The 655-nt window shown below is 43.4% G+C and carries 2 tRNA genes and 1 rRNA gene; all 3 read left to right on the forward strand.

The window, feature by feature from the left end:
• Nucleotides 1-61: ribosomal RNA gene (locus Q1B47_RS21815) — 16S ribosomal RNA — on the forward strand; the annotation flags it as partial.
• A 71-nt stretch (nt 62-132) separates the two neighbouring features.
• Nucleotides 133-209, forward strand: a tRNA-Ile gene (locus tag Q1B47_RS21820).
• Nucleotides 210-249: 40 nt separating this feature from the next.
• Nucleotides 250-325: transfer RNA gene (locus tag Q1B47_RS21825), tRNA-Ala, on the forward strand.
• The last annotated feature ends 330 nt before the right edge of the window (nt 326-655 follow it).

The raw sequence follows: 655 nt of genomic DNA on the forward strand, positions 1-655 counted from the left end.
GACTGGGGTGAAGTCGTAACAAGGTAGCCCTAGGGGAACCTGGGGCTGGATCACCTCCTTACCTATACGACTAACTTAGCGTTTGCTGAGTGTTCACACAGATTGCTTGATAGACGAAAGAGCAGAAAGAATGGGTCTGTAGCTCAGCTGGTTAGAGCGCACCCCTGATAAGGGTGAGGTCGGTGGTTCAAGTCCACTCTGACCCACCAATCTTTAGATTGGATTCTTTTTGTTTGACTGCATGTAAATGGGGCTATAGCTCAGCTGGGAGAGCGCCTGCCTTGCACGCAGGAGGTCTGCGGTTCGATCCCGCATAGCTCCACCATTTACTTTGTATAAGCATTTTAATTGCTTGATAAGTGACATGCACTGGTTAGAGATGCCAAAGATAAATGCAAAATTTATCTTTGGCTTTTTTAAGCCCGTTCTTTAAAAATTTGGAAAGCTGATAGTAATAATCGAAAGATTATTGCGAAATAAATAATTGAGTTCTCAAAACACTTAAAATCAAGTGCCCGAAGTGCAGCAATGTACTTCATGAGTATTCTTTTGGCGAAAGTAAACACCATTAGTTGCAGTGCAATTCAGATGAAACTCATTTGGGTTGTATGGTTAAGTGACTAAGCGTATACGGTGGATGCCTTGGCAGTCAGAG

Source organism: uncultured Shewanella sp., from assembly GCF_947501225.1.
In the GTDB taxonomy this organism is placed as follows: Bacteria; Pseudomonadota; Gammaproteobacteria; order Enterobacterales; family Shewanellaceae; genus Shewanella.